The sequence below is a fragment of the Methylibium sp. T29 genome (assembly GCF_000576205.1).
Classification (GTDB): Bacteria; Pseudomonadota; Gammaproteobacteria; order Burkholderiales; family Burkholderiaceae_C; genus Methylibium; species Methylibium petroleiphilum.
The window spans coordinates 1-12,755 of the sequence record NZ_AZND01000022.1; the positions used below are offsets into that span (position 1 = coordinate 1).

Consider the following 12,755-nt stretch of genomic DNA (forward strand, 5'->3'; position numbering starts at 1 on the left):
CCGCCGCGACCGCGGGGGGCCACGGGCGCCGCCACCGGCGCGGCCACAACCGTCGCCACCGGCGCGCTCTTGACGATGCGCACCTTGCCGTCGGCCTCGGTGATCTCCAGTTCGGAGACGTTGGACTCCGACACCAGGTCGATCAGCGTCTTCAGTTTGCGCAGGTCCATGGATTTCTCTCTCCAACGAATGTCGTTATGGTTTCTTCAAACCGGGCCTGCGCGGCGGTGTACCGCGGCAGGGCCACCGCTCAGTTGTGTGTGCCGCCGAGCCGTTCGAGCGCGAACTCCAGCGCCAGGCGGTAGCCGCTGGCGCCCAGACCGACGATCACTCCTTCGGCCAACTCCGAGAAATAGGAATGGTGACGGAAGGCCTCGCGGCGGTGCACGTTCGACAGGTGCACCTCGATGAAGGGCAGGGCCACCGCGGCGAGCGCATCGCGCAACGCGACGCTGGTGTGCGTGAAGGCGGCCGGGTTGATCAGGATGAAGCGGGTGCCGTCGCTGCGCGCCTCCTGTACCCGATCGACCAGTGCGCCCTCGTGGTTGCTCTGGAAGCTCGCCAATCCGAACCCGGCCTCGCCCGCGCGCCGCAGCAGGGCCGCGTCGATCTCGGCCAGCGTGGTGGCGCCGTAGACCGCCGGTTCGCGGCTGCCGAGCAGGTTGAGATTGGGTCCATGAAGGACGAGTATTTCCATCAGATGCGAGTTCGATGCCGGCAGATCCCCCGGCGAAGCCGCGACTTTACGCGCAAACGGGGCGATGGTCGATCACGAAGCGGGCGTGCTCAGCCCAGCTCCCGCGCCCAGGCGGCGAGGTCTTCGTAGCAGGTCTCGCCCAGCTTGCGCTGCACCGGCCGGCCGCTCGCATCGAAGGCCACGGTGAAGGGCAGGCCGCCCTGTTCGTTGCCCAGTTGGCGCGACAGTTCGCTGCCTTCGAAGCCGGCCAGCCCGATCGGAAAACCCAGCTTCAGGCGGCCCAGGAACTCGCGGACCGGGGTCGGCCCGTCGACGGCTAGGCCGACAACTTGCCAGCCTTTGGACTGGAAATCACGATGAAAGCGATCAATTTCCGGCAATTCTCGGACGCAGGGTGCGCACCATGTGGCCCAGAAATTGATCAGCAGCGGCTTGCCGCGCAGGCTCTGCATCGCCAGCGTACCGCCCTCGGGGCGGTCAAAACTCGACGCCCACAGCGCCGTGACGGTCGGGTCGAGCGCCGGTGCCTGCTGCCGCAGCGCCAGCCACACCCCGGCGCCTACGCCGGCCCCCGCTCCCAGGCCGAAGACCAGTCGGCGGCGGCGTGCCGAAGCGATGGGGGGTGGATTCATCAGGCGTCCTTCGTCATCAATTGGCGCAGTGCTGCGGCATCGCCGCGGGCACTGCGGCCGTGGGCGTCGCGCTTGAGCGCGCCGCGGAGGTCGTCGTGGTCCAGGATGCTGAGATGTACCGTGACCGATTCATTCAACGTGGCGCAGGGCTGGGCCAGGCTCAGTACGTCAATGGTGCGCCCGTTCGGGCTCCGGGTGCTGCCGACGTCGTAGCCGATGCCGGCATTGAGCAGCGCGATCTCGGCCGCCTTCGAATCGTCGCAGTAGAGCTGCAGGTGCACGTCGTTCAGCCGGGTGGCGGTGCCGCGCCAGACCGCGCCGCTCAGGTGCGGGCGGAACTCGGCCAGCCGCTCCATCCAGCCAGTGCCACTTCGCGCAGGGCCGCCAGTTCGCGCGGTTGGGTCTCGGCGCAGAACAGTTCGATGTAAGTGCGGACTTCGTATTCAAGCAAGTCGTTGTCGGGCAAGTCTCGCGCCGGCAGGCCACGGTGGCCGAGCAGCTTCAGGGCCCGCTGTTTGGCCGGCCCGTATTCGAGTCCTTCTTCGACGACGAGCCGGGCCGCGGTTGCGGCGATCTCGGCACTGAGCGCGGACGGGGCGGAAGAGGGCATGGCGCGGGTTGGAGCGGAGAGCCGGGGTCCCGGTTCAGGGCAGTTCGACCGCCGACATGCGCGACACGATGGTCGCAGCGCGACCGCTGACATAGGCCGAGCCGGGGCGCTTCTCGAAGCGCTTGGGGGCCGGCAGCATCACGGCCAGACGAGCTGCCTGCATCGCGCTCAGCTGGCCGGCATCGACGCGGAAATAGTGGCGGGACGCAGCCTGCGCGCCGAACACACCTTCGCCCCACTCGACGTTGTTCAGGTAGATCGCCAGGATGCGTTCCTTGTCGAGCAGCGCCTCGAGCATGAAGGTGATGACGAATTCCTGCCCCTTGCGGGCCAGGCTGCGCTCGCCCGACAGGAACAGGTTCTTCGCAAGCTGTTGGCTGATGGTCGAGCCGCCGACGATCTTCGCCACCGGGGCCGGGCGGGGCGGGGCCGACCGGGCGTTGGCCGCCCGCCGCTGCTGCTGGCTCTCGAGCTGTGCCTGCAGCTTCTCGGCGCGTGCCTCGGCGCGCTGGTTGCGCTCCCAGGCCTTCTCGATCGCTTCCCAGTCCACGCCGCCGTGGTCGGTGAAGCTGGCGTCTTCCGATGCGATCACCGCCCGCTTGAGTGTTGCGGCGATGCGCTCGTAGGGTTGCCAGCGCTGAGACCACAGGACCTCGTGGCGCTCGGTCGCCAGGCGCCAGATCTCGCTGCGCTGGAAGGTGGTGGACTCGGGGTCGACGAAACGCATCATCGCGATGCGGAGCACGAACACCCCTTGCAAGGCGATGGCGCTGAGGGCCAGCAGCACCAGCCAGCGGACCAGGCGCTTCATGTGTCGGCCCCTTCGATGACGGCACGCAATTCGGCCAGCACGGCCGGCGTCGGCGGGCGCACGCCGCGCCAGAACCAGAACGACTCTGCCGCCTGCTCGACCAGCATGCCCAGGCCGTCACGGCCGTGTGCGCCGTGCGCCGCCGCCCAGCGCAGAAGCCCTGCGCTGCGGGCCCGTACATCATGTCCAGGGCCAGTGCGCCGGGGCGCAGCACGCGCGCGGCGACCGGCACCGTGGCCCCGGCGAGGCTGGCGGCGGTGGCGTTGACGACGATGTCGTAGCCGTCGCCGCAGTCGTCCAGCGCTGCCGCCTCGAGCGTCACGCCATGCAGCGCCGCCAGCGCCGCATGGCGCTCGACCAGCGTGCGGGCCCTGTCGGGCGAGCGATTCGCCAGCACCAGCCGTTGCGGCCCGGTCTCGAGGAGCGGCCCCAGCACGCCGGCCGCCGCGCCGCCGGCGCCGACCAGCAGCAGTGTGGCGCCTTGCAACGCAACGCCGGCATGGACCGTGATGTCGCGCACCAGCCCGGCGCCGTCGGTGTTGTCGGCCTGCCAGCCTTCGGCATCGAAGCGCAGGGTGTTGGCCGCCTGGGCCAGTGCGGCGCGCGGTGTGAGCTGCGCGGCGAGCGCGACGGCCTCGAACTTGAATGGCACCGTGACGTTGCAGCCGCGCGCCGGCCCGAGCCCGGTGCCGGTCGATGCCGCAAAGGCGCTCACGGTGGCGGCGAAGCCATCGAGCGGGCAAGGCAGCCGGCCGTAGTCGATCGGCTCTCCCGTCAGCGCGGCGAATCGCGCATGAATGAACGGTGAGCGGCTGTGCTCGACCGGGTGGCCGGCGACCGCGTAGCGATCGCGGGCCGCGGCGTCCGCGCGGTCCTTCATTGCGGCGACGACTGCAGGAGCCGCGTCTCGAAGCCCTCGTCTCGCGTGAAGCGGAAGCGCGACACGACGACGATCTGGTCGGCCTGCTTGCGCATCGCGTCGGTGAAGGGGCCGAACGGCGATGCCGCGCGCACGATGGCCTGGGCGCGACGATCGAGCGTGCGCTGGCCCGAGCTCTGGACGATCTCCGTGTCGAGCACCTGGCCGAGCGCGTCGACGGTGACGATCATCGTCAGCTCGCCGTAGAGCTTGCGGCCCTTGTCCTCGGGGAAGTTCAGGGTGCCGCGTTCCTCGATCTTGCGGCGCAGCACGTCGTAGTAGACGGCGTACACCGCCTCGCTGGTCGACGGGCTCACGTAGCGCTTCTTCGGACGGGCATTGGCGTCGTTGATGCGCTTCTCGATCTCGGCCAGCATCTGCAGCATCTGCTGGCGCTGTTCGGCCTGGGCGCGGGCGTCCGGGCTCCCCTCGTCGCGTTGCGGGTCGGGCGGCGGCAGGCGCGCCAGCTCGCGGCGGATCTGCGCCAGCAGCTGCATCTGCTGCTCCTGCAGCGACTGGATCTGCTGGCGCGCGTCTTCCAGCGAATCGCCGACCTCGGTCAGGGCGGACGGTGGCAGCGGCGAGGTGGCGCGGCCGGCCTGGGCCTCGCCGCCGCCCGCCAGCGCGGCCTGTGCGATCGCCTGCGCCTTCAGCGGCGGCTCGGTCGAGCGCGCGTTGACCAGGATGACCTCGAGCGGCGTGTCCTTGAACACGCGGTTGAAGCCTTCCGGATCGACGAAGCGCACCGTCAGCAGCACCGCGTGAACACCGAAGGAGATCAGCAGCGCGACGTGCAGTGCGGTGAGTCGCCGGAGGCGCTCTGCCCAGCGTTGCGGAATCAGCTTCATGCGTCGGGCATCCTAGGCGGCGCCGGAGGGGGCCGGGTCGGCGGCATTGTCGCCATCCTGCAGGTCGATCGCCAGCGCGAGCGGCGCGGCGGCCTCGGCCGCTTCGTCGGCCTCCTCGGCATCGACCGGCGCATCGTCGGCCGGCGTCGCCGGATCGTCGAGCCGGGTGACGAGGCTGGCGTGCAGCTCCAGTGTGAGCAGATCGGTCCCGGTGATGCGCACCCGCACCCGGGCTCCGCGCGGCAGCGACTCGCAGCCGAGGGCCCGGAACACCAGCGGCAGCGTCTCGGCGCGGACCAGCCCGTCCTTCATCACCGCGGCCTCCAGCTCGGTCAGGCCTGCCTGCTCGAGATGACGCATCGTCCAGTAGCGCTCCAGCCCGTTCTGGAACTGGTTGTAGGCCGTGTACGCGGCGTCGAAGCCCGAGATGACCGAGAACAGCTCGGCGTCCTTGGGCTTGAACGGTGCGGCCAGCGCCGCGGTGCGGCCGTGCCGCGCGCAGGCGATGATCTGCCACTGGTTGACCAGGTCCACGTAGCGCCGCAACGGAGAGGTAGCCCAGGTGTACTGCTTGACGCCCATGCCCGCATGTGGCGCCGGCTTGGTGCCCATGCGCACCTTGATGCCCGGGGCCATGCTGGCCTGGCTACGGTAGATGCCCGGCACGCCGCACTCGGCGATCCAGCCGCCCCAGTGGCTGTTGGCGAGGATCATTGCCTCGGCGACGATCAGGTCCAGCGGCGAACCGCGCTTGCGTTCGGTGATGACGACCGTCTCGCTGCCGTCGGGCTCGCCGGCGTTCCCTCCGTCGAGCCTGAAGTTGTAGTCCGGCCGGTTGAAGTTCTCGGGCTTGCCGCGCACCAGCTCGCGCTGCGCCTTCAGATGCCGGGCCAGGCGGAAAGCGAACGAGAGCTCGGGCGCGAAGGCGTAGCCGGCCGGCGCCTCGCCGGTCAGCGAGGCTTCGGTGACCACCGCGTCGAGCTGGTCGTGGCGCAGGTTGGCGGCAATGTGCACCTGCTCGAGCTTCGTTTCCACCGCCTTCACGGCCAGCGACGCCGCATCGAGGCTGAAGTACACCGACACCGCCGGGCAGTCGCGCCCTTCGAGCAGCGTGTAGCTCTGCACCACCTCGTCGGGCAGCATGGTCAGCTTGTGGCCCGGCATGTAGACGGTGGACCAGCGCGTGCGTGCCACCTGGTCGACAGCCGATCCGGGCTGGACCGCCAGGCCCGGCGCGGCGATGTGCACGCCAAACACGACGGTGTCACTGCCCAGCCCCTGCACCGACAAGGCGTCGTCGATCTCGGTGGTGCTCGAATCGTCGATCGAGAAAGCCTGCACCGCGGCCAGCGGCAGATCGTTCTTGATCGGCGGCGCCTGCAGCGGCGGGAAGGCCGTGCCCTTGGGGAAGAACTCGAACAGGAAGCGCTTCCAGTGGAACTGGTAGGGGCTCGTGATCGCGCCGGCGTCCTTCAGCAGGTCGAGCGGCGCCTTGTGCGAACGCTTCGCGGCCTCGACCACGGCCTTGTACTCGGGGCCGTTCTTGTCGGGCTTGAACAGGATGCGGTAGAGCTGCTCGGAGATCGGCGCCGGGCAGTGGCCGCCGGCCAGCTCGACCGCCCAGGACTCGATCTGCGCGGCCTGCTGCGCCTTGCGCTCGATCGCCACCAGGGCCTGCTTCAGGATGTCTTCCGGCGCCTTGCGGAAGCGTCCCTTGCCGCGCCGGTGGAAGTAGTGCGGCGCATCGAACAACCGCAACAGCGTGGCCGCGCGCTGCGGTGCGTCGGGCTGGGCATTGAAGTACTCGCGAGCAATGTCGTCGAAGCCGAACTCCTCGTCCGGCGCGACCTCCCAGATCAGGTCGAGGTCGATCTCGCCCGACAGGCTGTGCGCCTGCGCCAGCAGCTCGGCTGGCGCAGGTTTCGCAAAACGCAGCAGCGCGTTGGCGCTCTTGACCTTGACGCGCTTGCCGGAATCGAGCTCCACCTGCAGCGAGCTCTCGGCCTCGGACATCACACGGCCGGCGAGGAACTTGCCGGCTTCTTCGAACAGGGCGTAGGTATCGGACATATCGGGGCGGATTGTCCCATCCGCCAATGCGCGGTCAGCCCAGGTCGAGAAAGCCCAACAGATCCGGGAGGTGGTCGTCGAAGTCGCTCAGCGCGTGGTCGCCGCCCTCCAGCAGCTTGATGCGGGCGCCGGCGTAGCGGGCCGTCATGTCGCGCCAGTCGAGCACCTCGTCGCCCTTCGCGATGACGGCGAGGTAGCGCGCCGGATCGCGCAGGCGCGGCGGCCGCATCACCCGCAGCTCCTCGACGTGGGCCGCGGTGAACTCGAAGCGCAGGGCCGGGTCGTGCCAGCCGGTCTGCTCGCCGATCTGGCCGGCCAGCGTGTCGGCCGGGTCGACGGCCGGATTGAGCACGACCGCGCGGCAACCGCGCTGCTCGGCCAGCACGGTGGCATAGAAGCCGCCCAGGGAACTGCCGATCGCCGCCATGCGATCGGACGGCCAGTCATGGGTCAGCGAATCGATCAGCGCCTTTGCCGCGGCCGGCGACGGCGGGAGTTGGGGACAGCACCACACCAGGGAGTGGCCCGCGTCCTGCAGCCGGGTGACCTCGGCCGCCACGCGCTGCGCCTTGGCCGAACCGGGCGAGGAGCGGAAGCCATGCAGGTAGAGCAGATGCGACGGCGGCTTCATCGCGCGAGCGCGGCGAGCAGCTTGTCGTGGATGCCGCCAAAGCTGCCGTTGCTCATGCACAGCACGTGATCGCCGCTGCGCGCCGCCTGGACCACGCGCTGGACCAGCGCGTCGATCGAGTCGCCGACGACCGCGCGGTCGCCCAGTGGCGCCAGCGCCTCGCCGGCGTTCCAGCCCAGGCCGCCGCTGTGGCAGAAGGCCAGGTCGGCCTCCTCCAGCGCCCACGGCAGCTGGGCCTTCATCGCGCCGAGCTTCATGGTGTTGGACCGCGGCTCGAACACGGCCAGGATGCGCTGCTCGCCGATCCGGCGCCGCAAGCCGTCGATGGTGGTGCGCATGGCCGTCGGGTGGTGGGCGAAATCGTCGTAGACCTTGATGCCGCGGACCTCGCCGCGCAGTTCGAGCCGGCGCTTCACGTTCGCGAAGCCGGCCAGCGCGCGGGCTGCGTCGGCCGGCGCGACGCCGACGTGCTCCGCTGCGGCGATCGCGGCCAGCGCATTGAGCTGGTTGTGCTCACCCAGCAGCGCCCACTCCACGCGACCGACCTGCACGCCCGACTTCAGCACGTCGAAGCTGTGCGGCTCGCCGCGGGCCCGGAAGCCGGGCACGTCGCCGCGCACGCCGAAGCGCTGAACGTCGCTCCAGCAGCCGCGCCCGAGCACGCGCGCCAGGCTCTCCTCGCGCGCGTTGACGATCACGCGTCCACTGGTCGGCACCGTGCGCAGCAGGTGGTGGAACTGGGTTTCGATGGCCGCCAGGTCCGCGAAGATGTCGGCGTGGTCGAACTCCAGGTTGTTCAGGACCGCGGTGCGCGGCCGGTAGTGCACGAACTTGCTGCGCTTGTCGAAGAACGCGGTGTCGTATTCGTCGGCTTCGATCACGAAGGGCTGGCCCTCGCCCAGCCGTGCGCTGACCTCGAAGTTCTGCGGCACGCCGCCGACCAGGAAGCCGGGCCGGCGCTCGTTGTTCTCCAGGATCCAGGCCAGCATCGAGGTTGTGGTGGTCTTGCCGTGCGTGCCGGCGACCGCCAGCACATGTCGCCCCTGCAGCACGTGCTCGGCCAGCCATTGCGGTCCGCTGGTGTAGGGCAGGCCGGCGTCGAGGATCGCCTCCATCAGCGCGTTGCCGCGCGAGACCACGTTGCCGATCACGTACAGGTCGGGCTTCAGCGCGAGCTGCTGCACGTCCCAGCCCTCGATCAGCTCGATGCCCAGCGCGCGGAGCTGGTCGCTCATCGGCGGGTAGACGTTGGCATCGCAGCCGGTGACCCGGTGCCCGGCCTCGCGAGCCAGTGCGGCCAGGCCGCCCATGAAGGTGCCGCAGATGCCGAGGATGTGAATGTGCATGGCCGATCATTCTAGGGACGCGGGTTGCCGCGGCGACCGCCGAGACTGCTACCTTCTGCGACATGGAAGCACAAGCCGTTCCACTCGTGCTGCCGGCCTGGACCGGGCTGGCCCAGCACCCCTGGCTGTACCCGGCGCTCGAGGCCGTGCACCTGTGCGGCATCGCGCTGCTGTTCGGCAGCCTTGTGGTGTTCGAGCTGCGCCTGTGGGGCGCCGCGCCGGCCCTGAGCGTGCCGGCGCTGGCGCGGCTCGCGCTGCCGGTCACGCTGCTGGGCTTCGGCGTGGCGGCCGTGTCCGGTGCGCTGATGTTCAGCAGCCAGCCGGGCGACCTGCTGGCGAACCGCTCCTTCACGCTGAAGATGGCGCTGCTGCTGGCGGCCGGCAGCAATGCGGCGATCTTCCATGCCCGTGGCAGCCTGCACCGGTTCGATGTCTGGGCGCGCGCGCAGACCGTGCTGTCGCTGGGGCTATGGATCGCCGTCATCATCTGCGGTCGCTGGATCGCCTACGCCTGAGGCCGGAAAGGAGAAGCCGATGAAACGTCGCCACCTGATGCTCGCCGCGTGCGCCGGCGCGGTGCTGCCGCTGCGGGGGCAGGCCCACCATGCTGGAGCCGCTTCGACCAGGGCCGCCCGATCTACCTCGAGGGGCGCTCGGTCCGGGTCGCTTGGCGCAACCCGCACGTGGAACTCGACCTGGAGGTGGCGTCCGACCTGCGCCTGCCTGCCGACTTGGCAAAGCGCCCGCTGCCCGCGCAGAGCGCCCAGGTCGACGGGCCCGGGCTGCTGGCCGCGGCGGTGCTGCCGACGCGCAAGGACCGGCTGTGGCATGTGGAACTCGCACCGCTGACGCGCATGGAGGCCTGGAAGGTCGCCGAAATCCGACCCGGTACGTCACTGGCCCTGCTGGGCTTTACCTTCGGTGGCGAACAGGGCGAGGCCGTGCTGCGGGCCGAGTACCTGTTCGTGGCCGGGCAGGCCTACGGCCTGCGGTCGTCGCCGGCCTGATTACGAACTGGCGAACTCAGGCCTGCAGGGTCTGTCGAGCGAACCACTCCTGGCCCGCGGCCAGCGGCACGGGCTGGCCGATGCAGGCGGTCTCGATGCACAGCATCTGCAGCCAGTCGTCGTCGGGCAGGTCGGCCATCGCTGCCGCCTTCTCGGCGCCGGGGTTCCAGAGCACGCGGTCCGGGAAGCCTTCCGCGCTGATGGAGACGCGCCGCTGCGGCGCCTGCAGCACCACCGGCGACGCGACGTTCCAGTAGATGCGATCGATTTCGCCGACGATCGCCTGCGGCTCGATCTCCTGGCGGTGTGTTGTGCCGCGCAGGCTGTCCTCGAAGTCACCGCCCAGCAGCCCCGAGACGCGGGCCTCGCGCACGTCGTCGCAGCGCAGGTAGGTGTGCAGCGCGGCGGTGAACTCGAAGGCCCGATCGCCGGTGTTCAGCACGGCCAGTTCCATCTCCAGCGCGCGACCCGACAGGCTGACGGTCAGTTCGGCCTCGAACGCGTGGGGCCACACCGCGCGGGTGGCGTCGGTATCGGTCAGGCTCAGCACCGCCTGGGTGTGCTGGCGCTGCGGGCCGTACTCGACCAGCGTCCACGCGCGATCGCGTGCGAACCCATGGCGCGGCAAGGGCCCGCGGCGTTCGAACTGCGGAAAGATCACCGGGATGCCGCCCCGCACTGCCTGGCCGGGGCCGGCCTGCGCCCGTGGTGAGAGATAGAGCTGCTCCGGCAGGCCCGCAGGTCGCCACGACACCACATGGGCACCGTGCAGCAGCACCGTCGCCTCGGCGCCGTCCGCGGTCCGCAGGACCACAGCCGCCTGGCCGAGCACCTCGGTCATCGCCATGCGGGCCCGGCCGCGATCAGGCCGCTGCCAGCGTGGCGCGGGCCGCGGCGAGCGTCGCCTCGATGTCGGCCGGCGTGTGCGCGGCGCTGACGAAGCCGGCTTCGTAGAGAGCCGGCGCCAGATACACGCCGCGGTCGAGCATGCCGTGGAAATAGCGGTTGAAGCGCTCGCCGTCGGTGGCCATCACCTCGACATAGTTCTGCGGCAGCGCGGCTTGCGCCGTCTTCGGGAAAAAGAAGCCGAACATGCCGCCCTCGCAGTCGCCCACCATCGGCACGCCAGCCGCAGTGGCCGCGCGCAGCAGTCCGTCGAGCAGGTCGCGCGTGCCCGCTGCCAGCGATTCGAAGAAGCCCGGCTTCTGGATCTCGCGCAGCGTGGCCAGGCCGCACGCGGTGGCGACCGGGTTGCCGCTCAGCGTGCCGGCCTGGTAGACCGGGCCGAGCGGTGCGAGCTGTTCCATGATGGCGCGCGGCCCGGCGAAAGCCGCGAGCGGCATGCCGCCGCCGATGACCTTGCCGAACACGCTGAGGTCGGGCTTGAAGCCGGGAATCGCCTTCGCATACAGGCTCTGGGCGCCGCCGAGCGCGACGCGAAAGCCCGTCATCACTTCGTCGAACACCAGCAGCGCCCCGTGCTGCGTGCACAGCTCGCGCAGCCGCTTCATGAACGGGAGGCCGGCCCGTACGAAATTCATGTTGCCGGCGATCGGCTCGATCATCACGCAGGCGATCTCGGCGCCGTGCGCACTGAAGGCCGCCTCGAGGCCCGTCACGTCGTTGTAGGTCAACACCAGCGTGTGCTGCACCACCTCGGGAGGCACGCCGGCCGAGGTGGGGTGGCCGAAGGTCGCGAGCCCCGAGCCGGCCTTCACCAGAAGCGCGTCGGCATGGCCGTGGTAGCAGCCCTCGAACTTGACAATCTTCGAGCGCCCAGTCGCGCCGCGCGCCAGCCGCAACGCGCTCATCGCCGCCTCGGTGCCCGAGCTGACCAGGCGCACCTGCTCGGCACTGGGGACCAGTTTCAGGATCTCCTCGGCCAGTTCCACCTCGCGCTCCGTCGGGGCGCCGAAGCTGAAGCCCTCGGTTGCTGCCTTCTGCACGGCCTCCAGCACGGCGGGGTGGCCGTGACCGAGGATCATCGGTCCCCAGGAGCCGATGTAGTCGATGTAGCGCTTGCCGTCGGCGTCCCACAGGTAGGCGCCGTCGGCCCGGGCGATGAAACGCGGCGTACCGCCGACTGCGCGGAAGGCGCGGACCGGCGAGTTCACGCCCCCGGGGATGCTGCGGCGGGCCCGTTCGAACAGGCTGGCATTGCGCGAGTCGGCCATCGTGGAGTTGCTTTGATCAGTGGATGCGGCGCGGCCCGCGCTCGGCGGACGGCAGTTCGTCGGTGGCAGGCTCGCCCATCAGTCCTTCTTCCTCGGCGCCGGGCTCGGCTTCCGGCAGCGCCCAGAAGAAGCGATCGGGGACCACATTGCCCATGCCGGGGCGGAACCCGGCGTCCAGCGCCTGGTCGAGGAAGCTGAGCGCCTCCGAGACCGCGAGGTGGAGATCCTGGCCGCTTGCCAGCAGCGAGGCCAGTGCGGCGGCCAGGGTTTCGCCGGCTCCGAGGAAGGTGGCGTCGAAGCGCTCGAACTTCTCCCCGGTGATCGCGCCTTGCGGCGACGCCAGCACATTGTCGACCTGGGCCTCGGCCCCGCGGCTGGCGGGCAGGGCGATGCCGGTCACCAGCACGTAGCGGGCGCCGAGCTCGCCCGCGGCGACCGCCAGCTCGCGGGCCGAGGGCGGCCGTTCGGCCTCCCATTCGGGCAACAGGAAGTCGACCAGGGTCTGCTGGTTGCCGACCAGGACCTCGGTGGCCGGCAGGATCAGCTCGCGGTAGGCGTCCTGGTAGGCCTGCTGGTCGTCTTCTTCGAGCCAGGACACGCTGGTCAGGTAGGCGACCAGCGGCACGTCGGGGTAGTCGCTCAGCACTTCGGCCACGCCGGCCACGCCCTCGGCGCTGCCGAGAAAGCCGACCTTCCACGCCGAGATGGTCACGTCCTCGAGGATGCTGCGGGCCTGCTCGACGATGGTGTCGGCCTCGATCTCGTGCGATTCGAAGACCTCGGCGGTATCGCGCATCACGATGGCGGTGACAACGGGCAGGGCGTGTGCGCCCATCGCGGCGATGGTGGAGATGTCGCCGGCCAGCCCGCCGGCACCACTCGGGTCGCTGGCGTTGAAGCTCATCACGCACGCCGGCGGCGCGTCGCTCGCAGCGGGCTCGGTGGGTTCGGTAGCGCTGGGCGCGATCGTGTTCATGAGAGGGTTCGATCAGGGCTTGGAGCCGTGGCCG

11 protein-coding genes and 4 pseudogenes are annotated in these 12,755 nt (G+C 70.2%); 2 read left to right on the forward strand and 13 right to left on the reverse strand.

The features are described from left to right. The 10 genes and pseudogenes from x551_RS26955 to mpl form a co-directional block, all read right to left on the reverse strand. A pseudogene (locus x551_RS26955) lies at window positions 1–170 on the reverse strand (acetyl-CoA carboxylase biotin carboxyl carrier protein); the annotation flags it as partial. 80 nt (window positions 171–250) lie between these two features. Beyond that, window positions 251–700 (reverse strand): type II 3-dehydroquinate dehydratase, encoded by a 450-nt coding sequence (aroQ, locus tag x551_RS05285; protein WP_161727972.1) that lies wholly within the window; start codon window positions 698–700, stop codon window positions 251–253. 86 nt (window positions 701–786) lie between these two features. Next, entirely contained in the window at window positions 787–1,329 is a 543-nt protein-coding gene (locus x551_RS05290) for a TlpA disulfide reductase family protein (protein ID WP_036231562.1), read from the reverse strand. Beyond that, a pseudogene (locus x551_RS05295) lies at window positions 1,329–1,939 on the reverse strand (hypothetical protein). The gene x551_RS05290 and the pseudogene x551_RS05295 overlap by 1 nt, the downstream one beginning before the upstream one ends. Window positions 1,940–1,973: 34 nt before the next feature. Further along, complete coding sequence (locus x551_RS05300; protein WP_011830778.1) at window positions 1,974–2,750, reverse strand: transglycosylase domain-containing protein; 777 nt, start codon at window positions 2,748–2,750, stop codon at window positions 1,974–1,976. Further along, window positions 2,747–3,630 (reverse strand): annotated as a pseudogene (gene aroE, locus x551_RS05305) (shikimate dehydrogenase). Before aroE ends, x551_RS05300 begins: the two are co-directional and overlap by 4 nt. Continuing rightward, the gene (locus tag x551_RS05310; RefSeq protein ID WP_011830776.1) at window positions 3,627–4,517 is read right to left on the reverse strand and encodes a TonB family protein; all 891 of its coding nucleotides are present in this window, start codon (window positions 4,515–4,517) and stop codon (window positions 3,627–3,629) included. Before x551_RS05310 ends, aroE begins: the two are co-directional and overlap by 4 nt. A 12-nt stretch (window positions 4,518–4,529) precedes the next feature. After that, window positions 4,530–6,587, reverse strand: coding sequence for an RNB domain-containing ribonuclease (locus tag x551_RS05315; RefSeq protein WP_036231564.1), 2,058 nt, complete (start codon window positions 6,585–6,587; stop codon window positions 4,530–4,532). Window positions 6,588–6,621: 34 nt separating this feature from the next. Next, a complete protein-coding gene (locus x551_RS05320) occupies window positions 6,622–7,218 on the reverse strand; it encodes a YqiA/YcfP family alpha/beta fold hydrolase (protein ID WP_011830774.1) in 597 nt (198 codons plus the stop codon). Further along, window positions 7,215–8,564, reverse strand: coding sequence for a UDP-N-acetylmuramate:L-alanyl-gamma-D-glutamyl-meso-diaminopimelate ligase (mpl, locus tag x551_RS05325; protein WP_036231566.1), 1,350 nt, complete (start codon window positions 8,562–8,564; stop codon window positions 7,215–7,217). Before mpl ends, x551_RS05320 begins: the two co-directional genes overlap by 4 nt. A 62-nt stretch (window positions 8,565–8,626) precedes the next feature. On the opposite strand from mpl, the gene x551_RS05330 reads away from it, so the two are divergent. Together x551_RS05330 and x551_RS05335 are read left to right on the forward strand one after the other, a co-directional pair. Beyond that, the gene (locus x551_RS05330) at window positions 8,627–9,079 is read left to right on the forward strand and encodes a hypothetical protein (protein WP_051495661.1); all 453 of its coding nucleotides are present in this window, start codon (window positions 8,627–8,629) and stop codon (window positions 9,077–9,079) included. A 19-nt stretch (window positions 9,080–9,098) separates the two neighbouring features. Continuing rightward, a pseudogene (locus x551_RS05335) lies at window positions 9,099–9,571 on the forward strand (DUF6152 family protein). 16 nt (window positions 9,572–9,587) lie between these two features. On the opposite strand, the gene x551_RS05340 reads toward x551_RS05335, so the two are convergent. From x551_RS05340 to x551_RS05350, 3 genes are read right to left on the reverse strand one after another with little or no spacing between them, the layout of a single operon-like run. Continuing rightward, window positions 9,588–10,418 (reverse strand): D-hexose-6-phosphate mutarotase, encoded by an 831-nt coding sequence (locus x551_RS05340; protein ID WP_036231570.1) that lies wholly within the window; start codon window positions 10,416–10,418, stop codon window positions 9,588–9,590. Between the two features lie 16 nt (window positions 10,419–10,434). Continuing rightward, window positions 10,435–11,745, reverse strand: coding sequence for a glutamate-1-semialdehyde 2,1-aminomutase (gene hemL / locus x551_RS05345; RefSeq protein ID WP_036231572.1), 1,311 nt, complete (start codon window positions 11,743–11,745; stop codon window positions 10,435–10,437). 16 nt (window positions 11,746–11,761) lie between these two features. Then, the gene (locus x551_RS05350; protein WP_011830768.1) at window positions 11,762–12,721 is read right to left on the reverse strand and encodes a bifunctional hydroxymethylpyrimidine kinase/phosphomethylpyrimidine kinase; all 960 of its coding nucleotides are present in this window, start codon (window positions 12,719–12,721) and stop codon (window positions 11,762–11,764) included. Between the last annotated feature and the right edge of the window lie 34 nt (window positions 12,722–12,755).

Coding starts and splice junctions, on each gene's coding strand:
- x551_RS05330 (WP_051495661.1), top strand. CDS start 8,627: ATGGAAGCACAAGCCGTTCCACTCGTGCTGCCGGCCTGGACCGGGCTG.
- x551_RS05340 (WP_036231570.1), bottom strand. CDS start 10,418: ATGGCGATGACCGAGGTGCTCGGCCAGGCGGCTGTGGTCCTGCGGACC.
- x551_RS05315 (WP_036231564.1), bottom strand. CDS start 6,587: ATGTCCGATACCTACGCCCTGTTCGAAGAAGCCGGCAAGTTCCTCGCC.
- x551_RS05290 (WP_036231562.1), bottom strand. CDS start 1,329: ATGAATCCACCCCCCATCGCTTCGGCACGCCGCCGCCGACTGGTCTTC.
- mpl (WP_036231566.1), bottom strand. CDS start 8,564: ATGCACATTCACATCCTCGGCATCTGCGGCACCTTCATGGGCGGCCTG.
- x551_RS05350 (WP_011830768.1), bottom strand. CDS start 12,721: ATGAACACGATCGCGCCCAGCGCTACCGAACCCACCGAGCCCGCTGCG.
- x551_RS05300 (WP_011830778.1), bottom strand. CDS start 2,750: ATGAAGCGCCTGGTCCGCTGGCTGGTGCTGCTGGCCCTCAGCGCCATC.
- x551_RS05320 (WP_011830774.1), bottom strand. CDS start 7,218: ATGAAGCCGCCGTCGCATCTGCTCTACCTGCATGGCTTCCGCTCCTCG.
- x551_RS05310 (WP_011830776.1), bottom strand. CDS start 4,517: ATGAAGCTGATTCCGCAACGCTGGGCAGAGCGCCTCCGGCGACTCACC.
- hemL (WP_036231572.1), bottom strand. CDS start 11,745: ATGGCCGACTCGCGCAATGCCAGCCTGTTCGAACGGGCCCGCCGCAGC.